The 16,905-nt window shown below is 37.0% G+C and carries 12 protein-coding genes and 1 other annotated feature; of the genes, 6 read left to right on the plus strand and 6 right to left on the minus strand.

Annotated features, from left to right (window positions below):
• The first annotated feature begins 16 nt into the window (after nucleotides 1–16).
• A complete protein-coding gene (locus A5889_RS01770; protein ID WP_087640164.1) occupies nucleotides 17–715 on the plus strand; it encodes an amino acid ABC transporter permease in 699 nt (232 codons plus the stop codon).
• Between the two features lie 30 nt (nucleotides 716–745).
• Nucleotides 746–1,384: an amino acid ABC transporter permease gene (locus A5889_RS01775; RefSeq protein WP_176372800.1), complete on the plus strand. Its 639-nt coding sequence runs from the start codon at nucleotides 746–748 to the stop codon at nucleotides 1,382–1,384.
• A gap of 125 nt (nucleotides 1,385–1,509) precedes the next feature.
• On the opposite strand, the gene pheT is transcribed toward A5889_RS01775, so the two are convergent.
• The 6 genes from pheT to lepB form a co-directional block, all read right to left on the minus strand.
• Nucleotides 1,510–3,933: a phenylalanine--tRNA ligase subunit beta gene (pheT, locus tag A5889_RS01780; protein WP_087640166.1), complete on the minus strand. Its 2,424-nt coding sequence runs from the start codon at nucleotides 3,931–3,933 to the stop codon at nucleotides 1,510–1,512.
• Nucleotides 3,934–3,939: 6 nt separating this feature from the next.
• Nucleotides 3,940–4,986, minus strand: coding sequence for a phenylalanine--tRNA ligase subunit alpha (pheS, locus tag A5889_RS01785; protein ID WP_087640167.1), 1,047 nt, complete (start codon nucleotides 4,984–4,986; stop codon nucleotides 3,940–3,942).
• A 77-nt stretch (nucleotides 4,987–5,063) separates the two neighbouring features.
• Nucleotides 5,064–5,274, minus strand: a binding site (T-box leader).
• A gap of 39 nt (nucleotides 5,275–5,313) precedes the next feature.
• Nucleotides 5,314–5,658, minus strand: coding sequence for a winged helix-turn-helix transcriptional regulator (locus tag A5889_RS01790; RefSeq protein WP_087640168.1), 345 nt, complete (start codon nucleotides 5,656–5,658; stop codon nucleotides 5,314–5,316).
• A 59-nt stretch (nucleotides 5,659–5,717) separates the two neighbouring features.
• Nucleotides 5,718–9,521 (minus strand): helicase-exonuclease AddAB subunit AddA, encoded by a 3,804-nt coding sequence (gene addA / locus A5889_RS01795; RefSeq protein ID WP_087640169.1) that lies wholly within the window; start codon nucleotides 9,519–9,521, stop codon nucleotides 5,718–5,720.
• Nucleotides 9,514–13,092 (minus strand): PD-(D/E)XK nuclease family protein, encoded by a 3,579-nt coding sequence (locus tag A5889_RS01800; RefSeq protein WP_087640170.1) that lies wholly within the window; start codon nucleotides 13,090–13,092, stop codon nucleotides 9,514–9,516. Before A5889_RS01800 ends, addA begins: the two co-directional genes overlap by 8 nt.
• Before the next feature lie 136 nt (nucleotides 13,093–13,228).
• Nucleotides 13,229–13,789: a signal peptidase I gene (gene lepB / locus A5889_RS01805; protein WP_087640428.1), complete on the minus strand. Its 561-nt coding sequence runs from the start codon at nucleotides 13,787–13,789 to the stop codon at nucleotides 13,229–13,231.
• 189 nt (nucleotides 13,790–13,978) lie between these two features.
• Here lepB and A5889_RS01810 point away from each other — a divergent pair, with 189 nt between their 5' ends.
• From A5889_RS01810 to A5889_RS01825, 4 genes are all read left to right on the plus strand, one after another.
• Nucleotides 13,979–14,323 carry a hypothetical protein gene (locus A5889_RS01810; protein WP_087640171.1) on the plus strand — a complete coding sequence of 115 codons (345 nt, stop codon included), beginning with the start codon at nucleotides 13,979–13,981 and terminating at the stop codon, nucleotides 14,321–14,323.
• 115 nt (nucleotides 14,324–14,438) lie between these two features.
• On the plus strand, nucleotides 14,439–15,029 hold the full coding sequence (locus A5889_RS01815; protein WP_087640172.1) for a DUF5067 domain-containing protein: 591 nt from the start codon (nucleotides 14,439–14,441) through the stop codon (nucleotides 15,027–15,029).
• Between the two features lie 463 nt (nucleotides 15,030–15,492).
• Nucleotides 15,493–16,332, plus strand: a complete 840-nt coding sequence (locus tag A5889_RS01820) for a hypothetical protein (RefSeq protein ID WP_242585277.1) — start codon at nucleotides 15,493–15,495, stop codon at nucleotides 16,330–16,332.
• A gap of 12 nt (nucleotides 16,333–16,344) precedes the next feature.
• Complete coding sequence (locus tag A5889_RS01825) at nucleotides 16,345–16,617, plus strand: hypothetical protein (protein ID WP_087640173.1); 273 nt, start codon at nucleotides 16,345–16,347, stop codon at nucleotides 16,615–16,617.
• Nucleotides 16,618–16,905 lie beyond the last annotated feature (288 nt).

The following is a 16,905-nucleotide window of genomic DNA, read 5'->3' on the forward strand; positions in this document are numbered from 1 at the left end:
CTTGGGAGGGAATTAGATGTTGATTATATTAAATGCCAGCCCTTTTGCTCTTTTCCGTTGGGAAGCTTTGCTTAAGGACTGGAAACTGTTTGGCGACGCCTTTCTTTATACAATTCTTCTGGCTGTCGGCTCTCTGATCGTTGCAATGATTCTCGGCATTATTTTCGGTAGTTTATCTTCAATGCATAATAAACTACCAAAAATAATCAGTAGAATTTATGTTGAGTTTTTTCAGAATACACCATTATTGATTCAATTTATCGTTGTTTATTATGGATTTCCTTTGATCAGCCCCGCTTTGACCTTTCCGACAACATTTATTGCCATTCTATGTGTTGGTTTATATCATGGCGCTTATATTTCTGAAGTTGTTCGCTCAGGGATCGGTGCAGTTCCGAAAGGACAATTTGAAGCAGCTTATTCCCAAGGATTTTCCTATGGCGAAACGATGCGTTACGTTGTTTTACCGCAAGCTTGGCGGATCATGTTGCCGCCATTAACAAATCAAGTGGTCAACTTGATTAAAAATACATCGACGGTCGCTATCATTTCGGGAGCAGATGTCATGTTCACGGCAAATAGTTGGTCTTCTATCAACTTGAATTATATTCCAGCTTTTGCTTTAGCAGGGTTTTTATACTTCATTCTGTGCTTCCCGTTAGCTAAACTAGCACGAAGATTAGAAGAAAATAATAAGAAAGCTTATACCAGATAGGAGAGTGCATAAATGTCTTTTTCAGAACAAATGAGTCAACTTTTGACGGGGAATAATTTGCGCTTTTTATTCGATGGATTGAAGCTCACTCTTTATATTTCTTTTATTTCGATCGTTTTAAGTACGATTTTTGGTACTATTTTAGCTGTACTTCGAAATCAGAAAAAAGGACCTTTAAAGTTTTTGGCCAGTCTCTACATCGAGATCGTCCGCAATATTCCTAATTTACTATGGATTTATGTAATATTTTTGATCTTCAAGATCAAATCAACGCCAGCTGGAATCGTCAGCTTCACTGTTTTCACTACAGCTGCTTTAGCTGAAATTATCCGCGGTGGCTTAAATGGTGTTGACAAAGGACAAAAAGAAGCGGCACGCTCGCAGGGATTCAGCAATTTTCAAATCATTTTGTATATCGTCTTACCTCAGGCGATTCGAAATGTCCTGCCGGCAATCGTGTCTCAGTTCGTTACAGTGATCAAAGATACAAGTTTCTTATATTCAGTTATTGCTTTGCAAGAATTGTTTGGCAAGTCTTATATTTTGATGGGACGCTATGCTCAGACAGAGCAGGTCTTTATGATATACGGTCTCGTTGCCTTGATGTATTTTGTTATTAATTTTTCTATTTCTCAGTTTTCAAGATGGTTGTCTCGAAACTGGGTCTAAAACAAAAATCACCTGAGTTCAATTAGTTGGTGCAAAATTACCGAAGAAGCTATTTTTTAGCATCTTTTATAGAAAAGGAGCCTCATACAAAACTTTTTTAGTTTTGTATGAGGCTCCTTTTTAACTTATCTAATGCTTACATCAAATTGTTCAACTAATGCTTTTTCCACTTTTGTTAGCGATTGGTTGATTTCTTCATCTACTAACGTTGCTTCTGAGTTAACAAATGTCAGGCTGTAAGCCATTGATTTTTTCCCGTCTGCAATGTTCGCGCCTTGATATACATCGAACAAATGAACAGATTGCAAGTATTTTCCAGCATTCATTGTAATTGTTTCAACTAATGCTTGATTTGTGACAGTTTCATCTACTAAAAGTGCAATATCCCTAGAAATCGCTGGGAATTTTGTAACTTGTTGGTAGACAAACGAATGTCCGCTTACTTCAACGATCGCTTGTAAGTTCAATTCCGCAACATAAGTTTCTGGAATATCATATTCTTTTGCAATTGTGGGATGAACTTGTCCGACAAAGCCAATGACCTTCTCATCGATTTTTACTAACGCTGTTCTTCCTGGATGCATTTCAGCGTAGTCATTGACCGCTTCATACGTCACGACATCTTTTAATCCGATCGAATCAAACATACCTTCTAAGATCCCTTTAACTGTATAAAAATCAACGGGTGTTTCTTTTGTTTGCCAATCTTTTATCGTTTGATTTCCTGAAATAGCTACTGCTAAATGATTTTCTTCATAGGGTAATTCTTGAGCTTCATCTTCATTTTTATAAAAAACTCGTCCGATTTCATATAAGCCAACATTTGAATTCTTACGCGCCGTGTTATAAAGAACGTCATCCAATAAACCTGAAATCAGGTTCATTCTTAACGTAGAACGCTCCTCACTCATTGGCCATTGAAGTTTTGTTGCTTCGCTTGATCTCATCATAAATTGACTAGATTTTTCTTCTGTTGTCAATGCATAGCTAATCGCTTCACTAAGTCCGCTGCCTTCCAATAGCCCTTTTATTTTACGGACTAGCTGTTGACTATCAGTTAAGCTTCCAGCAACTGTTTCTCCTTTTGGTAATGTCGAAGGTAAATTGTCATAGCCATAAATTCTAGCCACCTCTTCGATCAAATCCGCTTCAATTGAAATATCCCAACGTCTTGGAGGTACAGTCACTGTATATTCTCCATTATTGAATGAATAGTTAAATCCTAATGCTTCAAAAATTTCGCTGATGATTGCTTCATTTAAAGTCGTTCCAAGGTATTCGTTGATACGATCGATCGTCACACTAACGTTTACTTCCTCAAGAGTGACTTTTGAACCTACACTCTTTCCTGAAACAACAGTTCCGCCTGCAAGTTTTGCAATCATTGCAGCAGCTACATCTCCCGCTTCTCCAACCGTTGCTTGATTGATTCCTTTTTCAAAACGACTGGAAGATTCGCTGCGTAAATTGAATTCTTTGGATGTTCTGCGGATAGATAATGAATCAAACAAGGCAGACTCTAACGCTACAGTTGTTGTCCCATCTGTGATTTCTGAATCTGCTCCGCCCATAACACCAGCAAGGGCAACTGGAATGTCACCATTTGTAATAACGATATTCTCGCTTGATAGCTCTCTTTTTTCCCCGTCTAAGGTTACTAGCTCTTCCCCTTTATTTCCTCTTCTAACAAGGATCTTCTTGCTATTTAATTTATCATAATCAAACGCATGTAATGGTTGACCAAAAAGCAATAAAATATAGTTCGTTACATCAACGACATTATTGATTGGACGGATTCCTTCATTCATCAAACGATTTTGCAGCCAGAGTGGGCTTTCTGCAATTTTTACATCTTTGATGATTCTGATTTGATACGCTGGTGCATCTTTTGTATCCATTACTTCAACATCAATGTAATCAGAGGCTGTTTCGCTCATATCTTCCATCAAGGGTTCGTCATTGAAAGAAGGTGTCTGACGATAAATCGCGCCAACTTCATAAGCTACACCGCGCATACTCAGCGCATCAGCACGATTTGGTGTAATCGATAATTCGATGATATGATCATCCATATCTAAATAAGGAAACACATCTGTCCCATTCACAGCCTCATCAGGCAGATAATAAATTCCATCCGAATAAGCTTTAGGAATAACATTATCTGAATAACCCAATTCTTGAAGAGAACAAATCATTCCATTTGAAACCTCTCCACGCATTTTTCCTTTTTTGATTTTTTGATTTCCTGTAATACGAGAACCAGGCAGAGCCACGATCACTTTGATCCCAGCTTTAACATTGGGCGCACCACAGACGATCTGAGACAATTCTTCTTCACCGATGTCCACTTGGCAAATCGATAAATGATCTGAATTGGGATGAGGAATGCATTCTTTGACCTCGCCCACAACAATTTTTTTCAATCCATCTTCAGGTACTTCCACACCTTCGACTTCGATCCCTGTCACAGACATTTTATCAGATAATTCTTTAGCAGAAATTTTAGAAAGATCTAAATACTCACTTAACCATTTATAAGAAACTAACATTGTCGACTACTCCTTTACCTTGAACTGATTTAAGAAACGTAAATCATTTTGATAGAAATTCCGAATATCATTGACACCATAACGCAGCATAGCAACCCTATCAGGACCTAAGCCAAAGGCAAAGCCTGTATATTCAGTTGGATCGATGCCGGACATTTTCAGTACATCAGGATGGACCATACCTGCACCTAAAATTTCGATCCAGCCAGTATGTTTACACACATTACAGCCTGCTCCGCCACATTTGAAGCAGCTGACATCCACTTCAACAGACGGTTCTGTAAACGGGAAATAGCTTGGACGCAGACGAATGCTGCGATCTTCACCAAACATTTTTTTCATCACAACCTCTAGCGTTCCTTTAAGATCACCCATTGTAACATTTTTATCGATCACTAAACCTTCAATTTGATGGAATTGATGACTATGAGTCGCATCATCTGTATCTCTACGGAAAACCTTCCCAGGAGAGATCATACGAAGTGCACCTTTAGAAAAATCGTGTTTTTCCATTGTACGTGCTTGAACTGGAGAAGTATGTGTGCGGATCAATGTTTCATCTGTAATGTAAAACGTATCCTGCATATCACGTGCCGGATGGTCTTTCGGTAAATTCATCCGTTCAAAATTGTAATGATCTGACTCGACTTCATATCCCTCAACAACTTGATAGCCCATGCCAACAAAAATATCTTCGATTTCTTCCATTACTTGAGATAAGACATGGCGTGTGCCATGAGTCATTTGTTTTCCTGGAAGTGTAACGTCAATCGTTTCTTGCTCTAATGCAGCATTCAAAGCTGATTGTTCCAAAATTTCTTTACGTTTTTCCAGTGCTTCTGTCAATAAATCTCGGATTTCATTTGCAAAACTCCCCACGATCGGACGTTCTTCTGCAGATAAATCTTTCATGCCTCTCAAAACTTCTGTGATGGGCCCTTTTTTCCCTAATGTTTCTACTCTGATTTGATTTAGTGCATTAAGGTCATCCACTTGCTGGATCTTAGTCAATGTTTCATCTCTTAATGCTTCTAACTGAGCTTTCAATGTCATTTTTTTCTATCCCTTTCTTTTGTTTAATGTTCACATTTTCATCTATCGGTAAAACAAAAAACGATAGCCCGCTCCTAATAAGGAACGAGCTATCGTGTTACCATCCTACTTCATGACAAATAGTCATGCACTCAATTTTAATAACGGCTTTCACCGGTCTGCTTTTATGGAGCAGACAAACTCCGGAAGTGAACTTCATTTTTCGATAACGTAATCTGCTTTCAGTCTATGACAGATTTTCCCTTGAACGTACCAGTGAAAACTACTCTTTTCCATCGACATTTTTTTATTCAATTGAGTATAGTTTACAAGAAGTTTGGTGTTTGGTCAACTGCATTCTTCAGCAGTGACCCATTTTTCTGCCCATTCTTGAATTTGTTCCATCGCTTGCTGCAGATCCTTACCTTTATTTGTAAGGAAATATTCTAAGCGACTGCTTTCGTCACAACGAACAGCTTTTGCAATAACGCCTTCTGCTTCAAGCTCTTTTAGTCTTTCGACTAACACGCGATCACTTAATTCAGGAATTTTTTGGCGCAGTTCACCAAATCGTTGAGGGCCATTTTCTAATAGCACATCAATGATCAAACCATTCCATTTCTTTCCTAGAATCGCAAAGGCCTTTTCAAACTTGGGGCATAGTGCAAATTCAGTTGTTTTTACTTGCTCCATTTTCCTCACCTCGTGAATTGAGTATAGCACACAACTTACAATTTGTAAGTACATCTGCTTCAATTCTTATTGATTTCTTCAATTATTGCTTCTTTGTCTAGATCAATGATGATCCCTGCAGTCAGTAAGACTAGAAGTACCTGACTTACTGGTTTATTCGTTGCTTCTACCAATGCTTTTTTATAAAGATTCAATTGTCCTTTATAGCGTTGAATGATTTTTGACACTTCAGCGGGATCTTTATGATCTTTTACAAAATCGGTTTTATAATCGTATAAAATACAGGACTCTTCTTGTTCGATATACCCATCGATCATCCCGTGAATCAAAAGATCATCTTCTGTTTCTCGTGGATAATCCTTGATCAGCTCTTCTGCCTTTAACAACATAGAAAATGGTTGTTCACGAACGACGTTTTCAGGCTCAGCTAACAATTGCTTCCCTAAACTCGTCTGATAAAATGCCAGGATTTGTTCAATATTGATTTCCCTTGCTATATTTTCCTGAATGATCTTTGTTTTTACTAGTTCATTCTTTAGTCGTTCAATTGTTTCTGTTGTTGGTTCTTGCTTCAAGTCTAAAAGCTGCAATAAATAGTGTGTTGCCGTACCGATTTCCATTGAAGTAGCCCGCTGGATTTTTTCAATAAATCTCGGTTTTCCTAGCTCTCCCTCAGTCATTCGATGAACGATCAAGGGGGTCGGCTGAAAGGTGTTTTTATCACTTACTTCGATTTTTGCAATTTCTTTATTATCAGGATCTTCAAAGACACGCTTGATTTCCGAAACAGATTGATAATTGGTCGTTTTTGTTGATAATTGGTATGGGTAATGATAATCCAACCGAAGAAGTGCTTGCTTTATCCTATTTGGATCAACAGTTTGATCTATTTGAGCGTTCTCGACAGCTGTATTGGTAAATTGAAGCGCAGCAAATTGTTCTTGAATCTCTTTTTCAGTCATAAATGAAAGAGTAAAATCAGCCGTATGTGTTGTGATTCCCGCTATTTTTTCGGTCACAAATTCGGTTTGAAACTTTGCCATACTTTGATGACGGATCAAACTCATCCCTACCCAATTCATCAAGCTGCTTTTTCCTTGAAGACGATTTTCACTAGGCAGCACTTTTGTTGTAACATCCCCGACTTTTAGCCATTCTTTCCAAAGTGCATCCTGATCATTGTAAGAACCGACCAAATAAAGTTTTTGCTCAGCTCGGGTCAATGCAACATAAAGCTTACGCATTTCTTCTGATAATAATTTTTTCAATTTTGCTTGCTTGATTGCTAAAAACGGCAATGTATCATACAGCATCCGCTCTGTCTGATCAAGATAACGAATTCCTACACCTAACCGATCATCAAAGATATATCGTTCATTTAAATCTCCTAAATTGAATTCTTTAGTCATATCTAAAATAAAGACGATCGGAAACTCAAGCCCTTTACTAGCATGGATCGTCATGACACGAACAGCATTTTCCTCACTCAAAATGACAGGTTCAGCTAAATCTTTGTCCTTTTCCTGCATTTTTTCAATAAATCGTACAAATTGAAATAACCCGCGAAAACTTGTTTGTTCATATGCCGCAGCACGATCGACCAGCGCATACAAGTTTGCTTGACGCTGTTTACCAGCAGGCAGTCCGCCAACATAATCTAAATAAGCAGTATCTTGATAGATCATCCAAATCAAAGAAGCTAGTTGATTACGTCTTGCCATTTCCCGCCATTTTGTCAATTTTTGTGCAAATTCCATTGTTTTCAGTTGTATTGCCTGTTGCTCTTTGGTCAACTCTACTTTTTGGTTGAATGCTAAAAAAGCATCATAATACATACTTTTTTTCGCTGCCAGACGAATTTCGACTAAATCATTTTCCTTCAAACCAACAATCGGCGAACGTAATACTGCAGCGAGTGGGATGTCTTGATATGGATTATCAATGATCTGTAGAAGAGAAACCATACTTTGTACTTCTGTTGCTTGAAAATAATTCTGTGCATCATTCACTTGAATTGGAATTCCTGCTGTTTTAAAAATCTCTAAGATCGTCAAATTATTTTTCTTCGTTGGCGTCAGCAGCACAATATCTTTGTATGTTACAGGGCGATTGGTTTTATTTGCTTTATCATAGATCATGAATTTTTGATCCACTAATTCTCTGATTTTCAAAGCAGTCATGTGCAGTTCGCCCTCTGTTTTGTCTTCTAAAACCAGCTGGCTCTCATCTATTATTGTCACTTCTTCAGTTTTAGCAGCTTTTTTTTCATAAATCAATAGTTCTGTATCATAATTTTCAGCTTCTTCAAATTGATCAAATCCATGAACCAATCGCGCTGCTTCATCATAGGCAATTTGGCCAACTCGTTCATCCATCAGCTGTTCAAAAACTAAGTTCGTAAAGTCTAATACATTCTTTCTCGAACGGAAATTTTCTGCTAAAACAATTCTTTTTCCTTCTTTATTTTGTCCATATTGGTTATATTTCTCAATGAACAACGTAGGATCTGCTAAACGAAAGGAATAGATCGACTGCTTCACGTCACCCACCATGAATAAATTCCCCTCTGAAGCATCTGGTCGTCTCAGCCAGTAAAGAATCGTTTCCTGCAGCCGGTTGATATCTTGATATTCGTCGACAAGTACTTCATCAAATTTATCCCGATAATAAGTGGATGCTTCTGTGGCATGCCAGCCATCCGCATCTTTTTTTGCCAAAATGGCTAAGGTAAAATGTTCCAGATCATTAAAATCAACCAAGCCTTTGGCTAATTTTTGTCTACCATACGCCTTGATAAAAGCTTGACCGACTCGTGCCATTTCCTCAACAACAGGGAAGGCCTGAGCCATGATCTCTTTCATTTTCTGCGGAGATAAAGTAAACAAATCGTCAATAACTGTAGTGATCGCCTTTTTGTTTTGCTCACGTAATCCCTTTGCTTGACTGGCAATTTCTTTTAATTCCTCAACTCTAACTGTTGGGTATCGTTCAAACGTCACTGTTTTTGAAACTTCAAAACCAGCTTCTAGATCATCGTCTGCTAACAGACTGCTGAATGTCTCTACAAACTCCTTTTCATTTCGAGCAAGTACAGCGATTTTTTCGAGTTTTTCTTCCCCTTCAGTCAACTGTATCATTTCCTCATAACGTTCCACACAGCGCATTAAAGTTTCCATCACTTGGGGCTTTATAAATTCTTGAAATAAGATCGAATCTCCCAGTTTACCATCTGCTCGATAGCTATCCGCCAAATGAGTAAGCCATTGTTTAGGATCAGGATTTGCTTTAGCAAATTCATAAAGTGAAAATACCAAGCGTGTTAGCCTTTCGTCGCTTCGATCGTTAGAAAAATTCCCTGTCAATTGGTAGAAGGGTTCGCGGTTTTCTGCATAAAATGTTTCTCTCAACTCATCCCAAACATCTTCTTTTAACAAAAGCATTTCTGTTTCATCCGTTAACAGTCGAAATACAGGATCCATATCGATCAAATAGTAAAACCGACGAATCACCGTCAAACAAAACGCATGTAACGTACTGATATTAGCAGTAGGAAGCAATGTCAATTGACGAATAAAATGTTGTTTCTTTTCAGCATCACTTTCATTGGTAATTGCTTTTTGCAAGGCAACTTGAATTCGTTCTTTCATTTCTTTTGCGGCAGCTTCAGTGTAAGTAACGATCAGTAATCGATCAATATCGGTCCCACTTTTTAGTTTTTCGATCACACGGCGAACAAGGACGGTCGTTTTTCCAGAACCCGCAGATGCAGAAACCAAAATGTTTTCATCCCCGTCAAATACTGCTTGCCACTGATTGTCCGTAAAAAGCTCATTCTCTGGACGTAAAGGAATCTCCTTACTCATCACTTCGTCCTCCTTCCTGCTCATCAAGCATCAATCGTTCCATTACTTCTTTTTTGGATAATGTTTCAATTCGGTTGTAGTTATTTTCTTTTAGCATCACATCAAAATTACAGACGCTTCTAAATGGACAGAACTTACAAGCAATTCTTTCTTTGCCTTGATAGGCAGGATTCAATTCGATTTCGCCACTTGTGATCTTATTTCCAGCCTCGATAAATTTACTGCGGTTATGGGTCAATAATGCATCTAACTCAGGTTCCGTTACAAATTTATCTTCCTGACGGCGGCCAGGTTTGATCAGCTCTTTAGCGGATTCTTCGATCGGATAAAGTAAAGAACTCTTTTTTGGTTCCAAACTTTTGTCTAAATTTTCTAATAGAACCGGATCATTTAGTAATAAACCATCAAATTGAAATTTCTTCAGTAGTTGCTGCTCCTTTTTATCTTCAACCTCGTATGGAAGAATCGGGTTATGGACGTGAAGATACAAAGATCCTGCCGGCTTAGCCGTTTGACCTACCAAGCTTACCGCATCCATCAACGCAACGTCTAAATATGTCAGCATCTGCATAGCTAATCCATAATATGCTTCTGTGATGTTGAACTTTTTATGACTGGATTTATAATCTACAACACCTAAATAAAGAGCATCTGGTGTAACTAATTGATCCAATCGGTCGATTTTCCCGCGTACACTGATATTCCCTCCATTTTTAAGAGGTAGTTCTAGTCCCTTGATACCTTTTTGACTTGCTAGCTGCCCAAATAAAATTTCTGTTTGGACTGTGCTCATTCCACTCCGTTCACTTTGACGCTTCAATGCCCAGCTGACTTTTTTGATCGTTTGACCGAGCTGATAGCGAATATAATTCATTCGACTGGAAGAATCTAAAATCGAAAATTTGATTTCGCCAAAAACAGAATTCAAAATTTTCTCTGTAAACTCGTTGACTTCCTTATCTGTCAAATCAGTCAATTGTTTCTTTTCCATGATCAATAATTTGAAAAACTGATCAAGTGCTTCATGGAAAAAATCACCTGTAGTTGCTGGAGATAGTCCAAATACATCCCGTTCCTTTAAGCCTAAACCAAAGCGAGAGAAATACTGATACTGACAACGGTAAAAGCTTTCCATTCTCGAAACAGAAGTATAGATCTGCTTACTATATAAATTTTGCGCCAGCTGTTCCTGTAGATTTTCAGGAACATTTTTGTGGGCTAAACTTTCAAAGACATGCTGAGCCAACAGACTTTGCTCTTTTTTCATCAACACTTTTTCTAAACGATCCCAAAATGTTAAATACGGTGCTTGCGTTTCCTTTTTCTGCCGTTTTAGATTGGTTAAATCACTGATCAATGTCCGATAAGTCCCAATATGTGCTAAGCTTCCCTGCTCATCATCTGAAATCAGCAGTGCTCTTTTTTCTATGATAGACAAATTTAAATCTTTTTGGATATTCAATAAATAAGGAGACATTTTAACATCTTTGACTGTATCTTTTACACTAGGATATGATAGATATAAACGTTCTCTAGCCGAACTAAGCATGATATAAGCAATAAATGGCTCTTTAGCGATATTTTTTCTTGTATCGTTTAGCAAATATTGACCTTCATCAAGATGTTCACTCATAAATTGTCGTTCTTCATCTGAAAGCAATGTTTTATTTTCGATTTTTTGCGGCAAGACTTGATCAGTCAAGCCAATAACAAAAACAACTTTTGCTTGACCTGGACGCGCTAAGTCAATGGCTCTTACCTGAACTTGGTCAATAGCTGTAGGTACCTTATTATAACGTAATCCTTCTAGACCGCTTGAAAAAATCGTTTCAAATGTGGATAGGTCAAACGAATCTCCACCATAGATCGTCACGTATTCATCCATCAAAGTCATCAAAGCTTCCCAAGTTTGCTCATGGTTTCTAGCTGCTTCAAGCTCTCCATTATCAACTGCTTGATTTCGCCACATGATCAATTGCTTTTCAACGCCGCTGTGCACTAAAAAACGATAAAAGCAATCCGCAGCTTCAATTCCTATTTTCGCTTTTTGAATGGCTTTAAAAAAAGCAGGAATGGTTTGCTGGATCATTTTACGAACGACATTTGAATCCTGTTCAATTTGTTCAGTATCATCTTGTTGATCTGATTCAAAATCGTAACGGATAAAACGCCAGTCTTTACTTTGTTCCCAATGATAACCTTCATAACCATAAGCAAGCACAACATTCTCAGTCACATCGATTTTCCTGCGCCATTCATCTCGTTGTTGTTGCCATTCTTCACTGGAAATCTCATCTTCAATAGGAAAGAATAATTCTGTTCGCAAGAATCGTAAAACATCGCGATATCTGTAGCGATAAGCATTTATTGCGAATAAGGATTGAATAAATTCAACCAACGGATGCTGCTCCATCGCCATATCTCGATCCAAATAAATTGGAATATCGTTGAGTGAAAAAAGTGGTTCAAGAAGTGTCTCATAGCTATCCAGATCACGAGTTAACACTTGAATATCTTTATAACGATAACCATCTTCCACAACTAATCTTCTAATTTCTTTAGCAATATGATCGATTTCTTCTTTTGGCGTTTCTGCCTGCCATATCTGTAGATGGTCATTTTTGATACTTGTTTTACTTTTTTTGATTGTTTTCTCTTGCGAATCGATCCAGTAATCGCCAAGAGCTTGAAGATCTACTTCTGTGATCAATGGCTTATCATGTTCGACGATATCTGGTAAAACAGCGATATTTGATTTTCTAGCCAATTGATATAGCTGCTGATATGTCGTTCCAGTTTCATAAAATAAATCCATTGATGTCGGTATTTCTACGGCATATTTTTTATCGACGACCATAGATATCTTTACTTCTCCACTTTGTCGCAATAAAACCTCGATCAGTTTTAATTCTCTCGCAGAAAAATGATGATATCCTGTAATCACAAACAAAACATGTTTAAGCTCTTTCGTTTCTAGATATTCCGCTAAATAATTGATGATCTCAGCTGACTTGATGCCATAATGACTCATAGTCTCCTCAAATCGTGAAAAAATCAATTGAATATCTTGAATCTTTAATTGTAGATCCTGTTCTTTCCCGCCTAGTTTAGTTTCTTTTAGAAAATCAGAGAGTTGCTGGATTTCAATATTCCCCTCTTTCATCTCTTGATAGAGTTCAAATAACTGTTGAATAAAGCCAGCTTTGTTGATTTCTCCACGAAAAACACTCAGCTCTTCTTCACTTTCAGACAATATCTTCCTAAACACCATAGCGGCTCCAGCTTCTGACAACACTTCTGAGCTATAATATTGTGTATTTTGAAGATAATACCAAGCTAAGCGGTAAAAACTGAACACTTGTAGACGCATTGTCGCAATCGAATCATTCGATTGGTTTTTGAGTGATTGCATTCGTTTCAATGTATTGATTTCTTGTTCGAATTTCATATGATTGGGTACTAGATAAAAAACTTCATTTCTTTTGTCCTTTGAAAGCCAGTCCAATGAAGCCTTTATCAATTCTTCTTCCAAATCCATATCAGCTGTTCCACGTACAAATTGCAGACTCATTTTGTCACATCCTTTTTAGCTGTTGATTCTTTTTATAGTGTAGCACATAATCTTTATGACTATCATAGACAATATCTAACAAAAAAAGCCTCTTAATTAAAAGAGAGCTTTCTGTTTTTTAGTAAGTGCAACGTATCTACTGCTCAACTTTTGAAAGAGTTCCAAAACGACTGAACGGCCATAACACAAATTTAACATCACCAGAAATATCCTTTTCGTTGATGAAACCGATCATTCTTCCATCTTTAGAATTCCTTCGATTGTCTCCCATCACGAAATATTCGCCCGCTGGAACTTTGTCCTTACCTGTGACTTCTTTCAAGGTAAAATCAAAGGTAAATGGCATTCCATCTGTCAGTTCACCTTTAAATTCATCCAAATAAGGCTCTTTTGTTTCTTTACCATTGATATATAACGCATCGTCTTTATACTCGATAGAATCTCCTGGAAGTCCGATCACTCGCTTGATATAGCTTTTTTTAGGTTCATCCGGCGCTGGGAATGTCACAATGTCATATCGTTTGATCTCAGTATTTTTCAGCGCGATCACTCGTTCACCATCAGCTAATGTCGGGTCCATCGAATGCCCTTTGACAACCACCGGGGTGAAGACAAATTGTCTTAATAAAAATAGGATCAGCGCAAAAGCTGCAAAATATAATACTGTATGTAATAGCTCTTTTGATTTCAATTTCATTCCTCCAAAAACTTGCTTTCTATAGTTTACCACAAAGGAGCAAATTCCTACACAATTCTTTCCTTTTTATGCAAATTATATTAATCCTTCTTAAGAAAAACGCAATTGTTCGCTAGAAACAGATGACGATAGCGTTAACATTTGATACACTAGTACATGTCAATAATGGATAAAGGAGGTTGAATCAATATGTTTATCTCATTCGGTATGTTTATTGCTTTGATCATAGCAACGATCATCATGATTTTATTGATCATTTATTTAACTTTTACAAGTGGAAAAGGTCACACGACTAAACACGACAATCAAATCAAAGCTGAAGAAGAAGCCAAGGCTCGTCTAGCTCAACATAATCCAGAGCAGACAGACACTCTTCATTCAACAATGAATACTAGTGACCTTCCAAAAGAAACACAACACGACTTTCAGCAAAACACCTATTCACAACACGAGGTAGATAATGTAGATGCCCCCGTAGAAGACGATGACTATCTTCACGTCCTGCCTTATCCCAAAGATGATGAATATAAATAACAACTAGCTAAAAATCGATCAATAAAAAAAGCTCTGTTATGCTGACACATAACGGAGCAACCAAACAGAATTTCTCTTAGCAAAAATATTATATCACAAAGTGAGGAATTCGAAAATGAAAAAAACAAGTATTATGTTTATGGGTGGTATACTTTTATTTGCACTTATGGGCTGCGGATCAACTGATTCTGGAAGCAAAGAGTCAAAAGCCAGTGAAACCAGCTCAACTACAAAAAAAGAGGAAAAGACTGAAACAACGGGCGATTTCGTTTCTTCAGCTGCAGACTCAACTTTTGATGGTACAACACTTAAAGGCAATTCATACACCATCAAAATCACAAGCAATAAAGTGATTCAACCGGGTGAACCTGGCAATGAATATGGGGAAAAACCAGTACTAGCTTTTTGGTTTGATACTTTAGTTTCACCTGATTACAAAGATGAAGCTGAGATCAATCCAAATATGGCATGGATCATGAGTTTCAAAGCTGTTCAAGATAATGATCCAAATAAAGTGAACAAGTTAAATGTTTCACCTTTACCAGATGCTCAATTTTTAGAGTCTCAAATGGCAGAAATCAAACCTGGCGGAACTGTAGCAAGTGCAATGGGTTATGAATTGACTGATACTGAGACACCTGTTACTTTAATCGCACAAGACATATTAGGAACAGAATATGGAAAAGCTGATTTTCCAGTTAACTAATTTATTTATACTTAGAAAAAGGAACGCTCATGAGTTGAGCGTTCCTTTTTCAACTGAATAATAATCAAAATTATAAGCGATCGTTCAATTCTTTCGCTAATTCTTCAAAGCCTGGTTTGCCAAGTAAAGCAAACATTTTTTTCTTGTAAGTTATTCTTTATTATAACTATCACAGTAGCCATAATTGGCTACTTATAGGCATTTCTATTATCTACTTTCACCATAAAAATCTTTTTATGCCACTTTTATCAAAATATGCCACCCTTTTAGATATACAAAAAAACTCCTACTTCGTATGTCTATTCAATCGGTCGGGATTTTTATTATCTTTCAAGAGACATACGTTAAAGGAACAATTTCAACCGCCTTTTTACACATCACATAAAATCCACCAATAAAAAATAAATTTGATTCTAATAGAATTATATAGTATACTTTTGTCACGTCAAAAAGGAGGAATATTTTGAAAAAATTACTAGGGGTTACTTTATTACTGTTAGGTCTTGGTTTTAGTACAACTGTTGAAGCCCAAGAAAAATTTGAAATCAATGAGGAAAATAGTAACTTAATTGCAGAACTTTCAGCTTCTGAACCTGCAAATAAGGACTATATTGAAAGTACAATCGACATGTATTATGAGGCAGCTTCTGAAAATGATTCTGCGGAAGATTTTAATTCCTTTTTGAATTCTGCGCTATCCGAGTTAGATAATTTTGATTCTACACAAGATGAAAAACTAGAAGACGTGATTGAGTCTTCCAACCTTCCACAAAAAAGAGTTATTACACCATATCCAACAGCAATTGCAGCTTATAAAGCAGGCATCGCTGTTGTTGATCGTATGGGACATTGGCAAACTGCAAACTATATGAGACGCGCGATTGTACCGTTAGACAAAATTGGTACTAATTACACTCCAGCAACTTATTATAATAAAGACGATACTTGGGCAAGAATGGTAGACAGTGAAAGTCTTATGACTGCATATTACAGTCGTTTAAAAGCTGAAGCGTTCAGAGGTGGACGAGCTTCAGGATCGTTTTCAGGTACACATACTTTCCCTAGTGGACATCTTATGACTGCGTTGAGAGGAGTATCTTATACCGTATCATATAAAAGACAAGCAAATGGTAACTACTTTACTACGGTGAAAGTTACTGATATATTTGACTTTAAGTGGGAAGTTAATGGATATAGTAATAATTTTGGTGTAGGTTTCGGAAATAATTATTGTGTATTTGTCCAAACATTAGGTGCCATCAAACCTTATAAAATTGAAATTGTGAGGACTATGTCAAGATAGGAGTTTATTACTGTGATCAATAGAAAAAAAATAATACAAAGCTTGTATTTTGTTCTTCTTCTAATTTGGCTAATAGGAGTTATCCTAACTTTAAATTTTCTCCCTATGCAAGATCCAGATACTTTAACATTGGATGAGAAGATTAATCTTCAAAAACAATTTTCTATTAATTACGATTTAGGGCATCTGTTTATCAAAATAAGTGAGGTACCTTTGATAGCCTTAACTATTTACACAATCGTTTCTTTTCTCCTAACAAAATACAAAAAGGAAAAGCAGTCTTAATAGGTTGCTTTTTTTATACAAAAGCGAAAGAATCAGCCATTGAAGCTAAGTATCTTTTGAAAAACGGAAAACTGGAGACGGGCAATACTCAAATTTTAGGGAATATTAGGACATAAAAATCTAACTGCCACCCTTACCCTTATCTACGCTCATATAACAGCAGAAGTAAAACAGAGTGCTATGGATAAATTAAATAGTTATATGAAAACCAAAACTTAAAAAAATGCCACCAAAGCGATTTTAGTATCTGCTTTGGCGACATTTTTTTTACTATTGTTAGAGCGCTGT

Origin of the sequence: Enterococcus sp. 9D6_DIV0238 (assembly GCF_002174455.2) — a bacterium.
GTDB classification, from domain to species: Bacteria; Bacillota; Bacilli; order Lactobacillales; family Enterococcaceae; genus Enterococcus_L; species Enterococcus_L dunnyi.

What these genes read in the sequence shown, in the direction of transcription:
- A5889_RS01770 (WP_087640164.1), top strand. Translation starts at nt 17, where the DNA reads ATGTTGATTATATTAAATGCCAGCCCTTTTGCTCTTTTCCGTTGGGAA.
- A5889_RS01775 (WP_176372800.1), top strand. Translation starts at nt 746, where the DNA reads ATGAGTCAACTTTTGACGGGGAATAATTTGCGCTTTTTATTCGATGGA.
- pheT (WP_087640166.1), bottom strand. Translation starts at nt 3,933, where the DNA reads ATGTTAGTTTCTTATAAATGGTTAAGTGAGTATTTAGATCTTTCTAAA.
- pheS (WP_087640167.1), bottom strand. Translation starts at nt 4,986, where the DNA reads ATGACATTGAAAGCTCAGTTAGAAGCATTAAGAGATGAAACATTGACT.
- A5889_RS01790 (WP_087640168.1), bottom strand. Translation starts at nt 5,658, where the DNA reads ATGGAGCAAGTAAAAACAACTGAATTTGCACTATGCCCCAAGTTTGAA.
- addA (WP_087640169.1), bottom strand. Translation starts at nt 9,521, where the DNA reads ATGAGTAAGGAGATTCCTTTACGTCCAGAGAATGAGCTTTTTACGGAC.
- A5889_RS01800 (WP_087640170.1), bottom strand. Translation starts at nt 13,092, where the DNA reads ATGAGTCTGCAATTTGTACGTGGAACAGCTGATATGGATTTGGAAGAA.
- lepB (WP_087640428.1), bottom strand. Translation starts at nt 13,789, where the DNA reads ATGAAATTGAAATCAAAAGAGCTATTACATACAGTATTATATTTTGCA.
- A5889_RS01810 (WP_087640171.1), top strand. Translation starts at nt 13,979, where the DNA reads ATGTTTATCTCATTCGGTATGTTTATTGCTTTGATCATAGCAACGATC.
- A5889_RS01815 (WP_087640172.1), top strand. Translation starts at nt 14,439, where the DNA reads ATGAAAAAAACAAGTATTATGTTTATGGGTGGTATACTTTTATTTGCA.